Source organism: Pseudoalteromonas luteoviolacea NCIMB 1942, assembly GCF_001625595.1.
Lineage (GTDB): Bacteria > Pseudomonadota > Gammaproteobacteria > Enterobacterales > Alteromonadaceae > Pseudoalteromonas > Pseudoalteromonas luteoviolacea_A.
The window spans coordinates 23075-29074 of sequence record NZ_AUXT01000160.1 but is presented as its reverse complement, the minus strand read 5'-3'; the positions used below and the strand labels follow the sequence as shown (position 1 = coordinate 29074).

4 protein-coding genes, 2 pseudogenes and 1 other annotated feature are annotated in these 6000 nt (G+C 41.4%); all 6 genes and pseudogenes read right to left on the bottom strand.

Features of this window, described 5'->3' with window-relative positions; translation table 11 throughout:
• Nucleotides 1–217: DUF6174 domain-containing protein (locus tag N482_RS26120; RefSeq protein WP_419555034.1), on the bottom strand; the 217-nt coding region annotated here is incomplete at its 3' end.
• A 274-nt stretch (nt 218–491) separates the two neighbouring features.
• Nucleotides 492–1200: pseudogene (locus N482_RS25640) on the bottom strand (transposase); the annotation flags it as partial.
• 258 nt (nt 1201–1458) lie between these two features.
• Nucleotides 1459–2136, bottom strand: coding sequence for an Ig-like domain-containing protein (locus tag N482_RS11840; RefSeq protein ID WP_063377231.1), 678 nt, complete (start codon nt 2134–2136; stop codon nt 1459–1461).
• Nucleotides 2065–2181, bottom strand: a sequence feature (AL1L pseudoknot). It overlaps the preceding gene by 72 nt.
• 327 nt (nt 2182–2508) lie before the next feature.
• Nucleotides 2509–2802 (bottom strand): annotated as a pseudogene (locus tag N482_RS11830) (transposase DNA-binding-containing protein); the annotation flags it as partial.
• Nucleotides 2803–2938: 136 nt separating this feature from the next.
• Nucleotides 2939–4180, bottom strand: coding sequence for an amidohydrolase family protein (locus N482_RS11825; RefSeq protein ID WP_063377229.1), 1242 nt, complete (start codon nt 4178–4180; stop codon nt 2939–2941).
• Nucleotides 4181–4190: 10 nt separating this feature from the next.
• Nucleotides 4191–5576, bottom strand: a complete 1386-nt coding sequence (locus tag N482_RS11820) for an amidohydrolase (protein ID WP_063377228.1) — start codon at nt 5574–5576, stop codon at nt 4191–4193.
• Between the last annotated feature and the right edge of the window lie 424 nt (nt 5577–6000).

Sequence of the window (6000 nt, the reverse complement as noted above, 5' to 3'; positions counted from 1 at the left end):
CAACTACCTTGAAAAACGCCGTTAAACCCATCTCAAATGTTGGATTATTCTCACCAAGGTAATTAACAAAAATAACTTCATCATTATGAACTTGTATTTCCCATTGCCCACTCAGAGGTGTAAACCCTGTTTCTTCATAAACAAAAGTATACGAAGTTTTGGAGGAATTATTCCACATTTCGAAATTGTCCTCAGCTACTGACTTTTCAGGTGTAATATCAGAAGTATCTTCAGATTAGTTACAACCTAGTAAAACGAAATTTTATAATGATAAATATAATAATTTCATAGAGAAAAACCTTACTGATTACGGGTAAATATAACGAGCCTGTAGAATTACTCGTTTCTAATAATTTTTCACTGTCGTATCAACGATAACCGAGTTATTCATTTGATTCAATCGTTTAGTCATTTTCTACTTTAAGAGGGGCTTTATGCGGTTTTGAGGCGGTTTTATGTGGCTTGTTGAGACTTCGGAGAGCTCCCCACTCTTAGTGTATCGTGTTTCGCAATTTTTCTAGGTTATGTACTAAGCAATACAGTTTCCATTGCGCATTCACCTTCTTTTCTCCTCGTAAAGTCAATTTATTCATCCCTTTATTCACTGTGATATTTCCGAATACGGGCTCCATACATCCTAGTCGCTTACTGTATGTCCTTTGGGCTGTCTATTTTGACTTTCATTTTATCAATGTAGCTTCGCTTTTTACGCGAGTCATCATTTTTAAACTGTACTTGCAATGGGCATACTCTGCATTCTTTTAAGTAACCACAGAATCGCATGTATTCTTGATGATGATTTTTTACGTTTGTGCCACTTCGCCACATGAGTTTACCCGCAGGGCATCTGCACGTTAGTGAGGCTTCATCGTAATAGAAGTCTTCTGATGTAAATAACCGGGGTTTGCCTTTTCGTCGTCTCAGTCTGCGCTTCTCTTGCGCCGTTTCATAGGTTTCACTTTCTTTAAACAGCGGATTGCGTTTTCTAAACTGGTTATCTGCTATATAACTATCATACCCACTTTGCGCCATAAATTCTAAGTTGGCTTCACTGCTAAATCCGCTGTCTGCGGTGAATTTACTATGTTGTTTAGTTGGCTGGGTATTCTTATTAAGCTTATCCAGTTGTTGTTTTAATTGTGCCACCGCAGGTTGTAAGGTTTGTTGCTCCCCAACTGAGCCCCATGTTTGTGCTTGTAGTTGGCCATAGCAGGTTACCGAGGGTGAATAATATCTATTAGTTCACAGCAACCAACTCGATTCAAGGTTAGAAAGCAACCAATTAAAAAGCCATTAAATCAGTACCTAAAAAGAGTAATCCTACAGCCTCAACGGGCTAATAATGCTTGGCTAAAATTGGTGAGGCACGAACCAAGCTTTTCCATACTGCCCACTGGCTTATGTATTGAGCTGGGTTTTGGTTGCGCGTCCACCATTTAACTTGGTATAGCTCACCGTTTATGCTTGTTTGCCAGCTGCATAAACAGCATTGGCATTCCACGTAGGTGCTGCATAGGTTTTAGTTGCGTCTTTTATGCTAAACTGATGTGTTTTACACTGTGTGCTTAACCCTTTAGCATCGGTCGCTACAGCATGTACCGTGTAGTTTCCTTCTGCTTGTACTTTGTACGTTGCAGTATAAGGCGCAGAGGTCGAAACTGTGACTTGTTTACCATTAATAAAGTAAGCAACCTGTTTTAGGTCTTTGTCGCTGGCATTAACAGTCAGAGTAATACGCTGGCCTTTGTCAAAGCTACTGCCGTTGGCTGGGCTTGTTAAGTCAACGCTTGGTGCCTCTGGCGTTGGCTCAGTAACATTGTCGGTTACTTTAATGGTACTTCTCACCACTTTTGACTGGACATTATCGTCATCAAACGCAACCGCAGATAACTGATATGTGCCTGCTTTTGTTGGTTTGTTGTTAAGTGCAAACGGTGTGTTTGTCAGCTCAGTTAATAGCTGGCCATTTACACTCACAGCGACTTTTTCAACGAAGCCGTCGGTATCATTGGCATTAAAGCGAATTGCAACGCTCTCACCTAAGTTAATGGCTACATCACCTGTAGGTGCAATTGGCAGTTCCTTGCAGATTGACTCGATACTGAAATGCTCACGGTAAGCGTCAATAAATGCCACGGCTATTTCTGTTTGCGGTCGAGTTCCGCTTGGGCGAAAAAAGCGGCGGCTTGCTTAAAAGTGCCATTTGTTCGTTTTAATTCTTTATTTTCGCGCTCTAACTCAGCCAAGCACTCCTCAGCGGATTGAGAGTTAAAAGATGAGGCAAAAGGCTGAACTTGAGACTTTTTAACTCATGCACGGAGTGTCTCTGGTGTACAACCGAGTTTATCTGAAATGGATACTAGCGCAGCCCAAAGAGACGGCTACTCATGCTGTTGCGTGGTAACCAGCCTAACTGCACGTTCACGACATTCAGTGTATAGCGATTTGATTTTTCATTGTTCACAGTTTCTCAAGAATTTGAGCCTCTGGCAAACCCGGGGAGATTCAGTAAACAAGGGTTATTGTATCTTCTAATGCGAGTAATAAGTTGTGCGTTTGGGCTTGCTCTGTCGTCGCTTTAAAGCCTGATTCTGCAATGGCGCTTGCGGCTATGTGTTCGTTACGAATAAAGCGATAAGCGCCTTCCATATCAGCGGGGGATTGTGTAATGTTCACAAGAGACTTTTCAGGTTCGTTAGCGAGTGTTGAAGCTAACTTTACCAAACGTGCTGTTCTTCGTGGATCTCCTAACTCACTTTTTGCAAATTGTTGCTCTGCCCACTTGGTATGTTGGTCAATCATTATTTTCTCCGGTGTATGGTTTGAAGATCTGATCACACTAAGGAGGTTTAGTTCAAAAAAATCCCCGCTAATTTCTTAGCGAGGATTTGTATATAAGAGACAGGCTTATCGGTGCCTTTTACAAGTAAATATTCAGTTACTTAGTATATCCATGAGGCATATTTGAATCTGTCGTATAACGCTCTCGCAGTTTATCATGGCGTGATTCCGTTGTTACAGACTCACCATTAATCCAAACCTGATCAATGCGCGTGCTAAATTCAAATGGGTCAGCTGTCCAAAGAACGACGTCTGCGCGTGATCCAACAGCGATCTTGCCACCTTCAATGCCAAACGCATCTGCAACGTTAGAAGTCATTGCTTTTAGCGCGCCGTCATGTGTCATACCATTTGCTACAGCAATACCGGCATCAAAACGCATTTGATATACATTGTGACTACCATCACCAGCAACATTCAGAATAACCTTAACACCTGCTTTTTCTAACTCACCGGCGTTACCTAGATGGGCATGCAGCGCGTCAAATCCAGATGGTAGGTTAGAAACAGCACTGACAATAACAGGTACTTCTGCTTTTGCTAATTGCTCTTTTACAAGCACAGCATCATCGCCACCGCTAATGATCAGGTTCAAACCGTACTGCTCTTTAAGCGCGACTAACTCAAGAAGTTGTGAAGCTCTTGATGCATACGCAACAACAGGAAGCTCCCCTCTCAGTACTTGCGTCAATAACTTTTCTTCTGATGAAGGGTCTTTATCTTTTTTCTTGTCTTTCTTCGAAGTTAGCTTTTTCTTTTGGTCAGCCAACTTCTTAACAAAAGATTGCATAGCAGAACCACGTGATGCATCACCACTAACCGCGCCTAAATCAACTATCAAAGCTGTTCTTCGGTCGGTTACACTGTCAAATTCGCCAGATAGATCAGCTACAAATGCTAAACCCATAAACACACCGCTTTCACCCCAAGGCAAAGAAGGTACGCTAACATTTTGTGTAATGCCGCCCTTTCTAGCATAAGGGATTAAACTGGTGCGAGGGTTAAAAGCAGAGCTTGGATCGAATTCAATACCTGACTTATCGTATGCATCTACAGAGCGAGAAACTGCACCGACTTCTATAAGCCCTAGGTGATTCATCGAGCCAATTAATCCAGGTGTCAAAATTTTACCGCTTGCATCAACGGTAATGTCTGCATTGACTGATTTTGGGTTTATTGCTTTGATTTTGCCATCTTCGATAACAACCGTTGCATTCTCTAACACACCTTGATTTGTTTGCGTATGTACGGTCGCATTAGTAATTGCTGTGATTTGAGCGAATGCCGCCGAAGAGCTAAGCAATGCACCAGTTAATATAGATAATTTAAACTTGTTCATTGTCACTCCCCTAGCGCTGACCTAACATAAAATCACTAACAGCTTGGTATTTACTGTCATGGCGATCGTACACTTTAGCGCCGTCGATAAATACTTTTTCAGCTTTCGAGTAAACGCTAAATGGACTTTGGTCCCAAATAACAACGTCGGCTTGCTTGCCCGCAGCGATAGAACCTGTCAGCTCTTCGACACCTAAAGATTTAGCAGCGTTATAAGTGATCCACTTAATCGCATGCTCTTCTTTGATGTCAAAGCCGGCTTCATTTGCCGAGTACATCACTTTTGCAGCCTCATGATTTAGGCGCTGAATCGTCGTATCTGAGTCTGAATGGATAACCGCACATGAATTCTTAGCAGCATCTACAATTGCCACGTTTTCTAATGACATATCATAAGCTTCCATTTTGAATCCCCACCAATCTGGCCAAAGTGCAGCACAGTTGCCGTTTTCACCCAGTAGTTCAGCGATTTTATAAGCTTCAACGCCATGGTGGAATGTACCAGCATGATAGCCAAACTCTTTAGATAAATCGATCATCATTGCCATTTCCTCTGCTTTGTAGCAGTGGTTATGGATTAAGATCTCGCCATCTAAAACACCACGTAATGTATCTAACTTAATGTCACGATGTGGAGCATCTGGATTCATACCAGCGGCATATTCAGCTTCATATTGTTCCCAAGCACGCTTATATTCAGCCGCCTCAATCCAAGCTTCTCGATATCCTGCCATGTTACCCATACGTGTTTTTGGTGCAACACCTTGTCCGCCATATACACGTTTAGGGTTTTCACCACATGCCATTTTTAAACCATATGGTGCTTTTGGAAATTTCATACCTTGCATGGTTTCTGAAGGCACGTTCTTCAATGTAACGGCACGACCACCAAACAAGTTCGCCGAACCTGGCAAAATTTGTAGTGATGTAATACCACCTTCTCGGGCACGATTAAAGCCTGGGTCTTGCGGCCATACAGAATGCTCAACCCACACTTGCGCAGTGTTTGGGTTAATCATCTCATTGCCATCTTGGTGAGACTCTACGCCAGGGCTAGGGTAGGCACCAAGATGAGAATGGTTGTCAATGATACCAGGCGTAACCCATTTGCCAGCCGCATCAATTGTTGAATCTGCGGTAACAGACAAGTCTTTACCAACTTGGCTAATTTTACCGTCAACAATATACACATCAGCATCGTTGATTCTTTCGCCAGTGCCAGTGAGCACGGTTGCATTCGTGATTAATGTACTTGAAGTAGAGTGAGGCTTGTAAGTACTTGGATAAGGATTTTTCTCGATTGTGACTTTATCTTTTTGAGGACCAGTATCTTGCTGGCAACCAAAAAGAGCTGTGCTTAGAGCAAGCACGATCACAGAGGGTTTAAATATATGCATTTTCTTCTCTCTGTAGTTTTTATGTGACTGTAGCTAAAATTCACATAAATTTCGATAAAAAAGCCTCAAAATGCAATAAATTATGATGAATTACCTTAAAACCGTAAAATTGTTCAAAATTTATGTACAATTTTTAACTCGCCAGATGATTTTTTAGACACACTTTCACACACCTAGACACACTTTTGAAATAGGTTTTAATGAAAGCCTGAAAAGTTGGAAAAACCCTCCAAATAATACGTTACAAAGATGCTAATTAAAAAATAACCTTAATTTATTTTTATCGTTTAGTAATAATTGAGGTTTTTTTTGCTCCTATAATTAACCAGTTAGAAGCATAGATTACCGATGTAATAATTGCTTACATTCGCACAACTTTCGATTACAGCATTTTGATAAAAAAACACCAATACTGAAGGTGAGT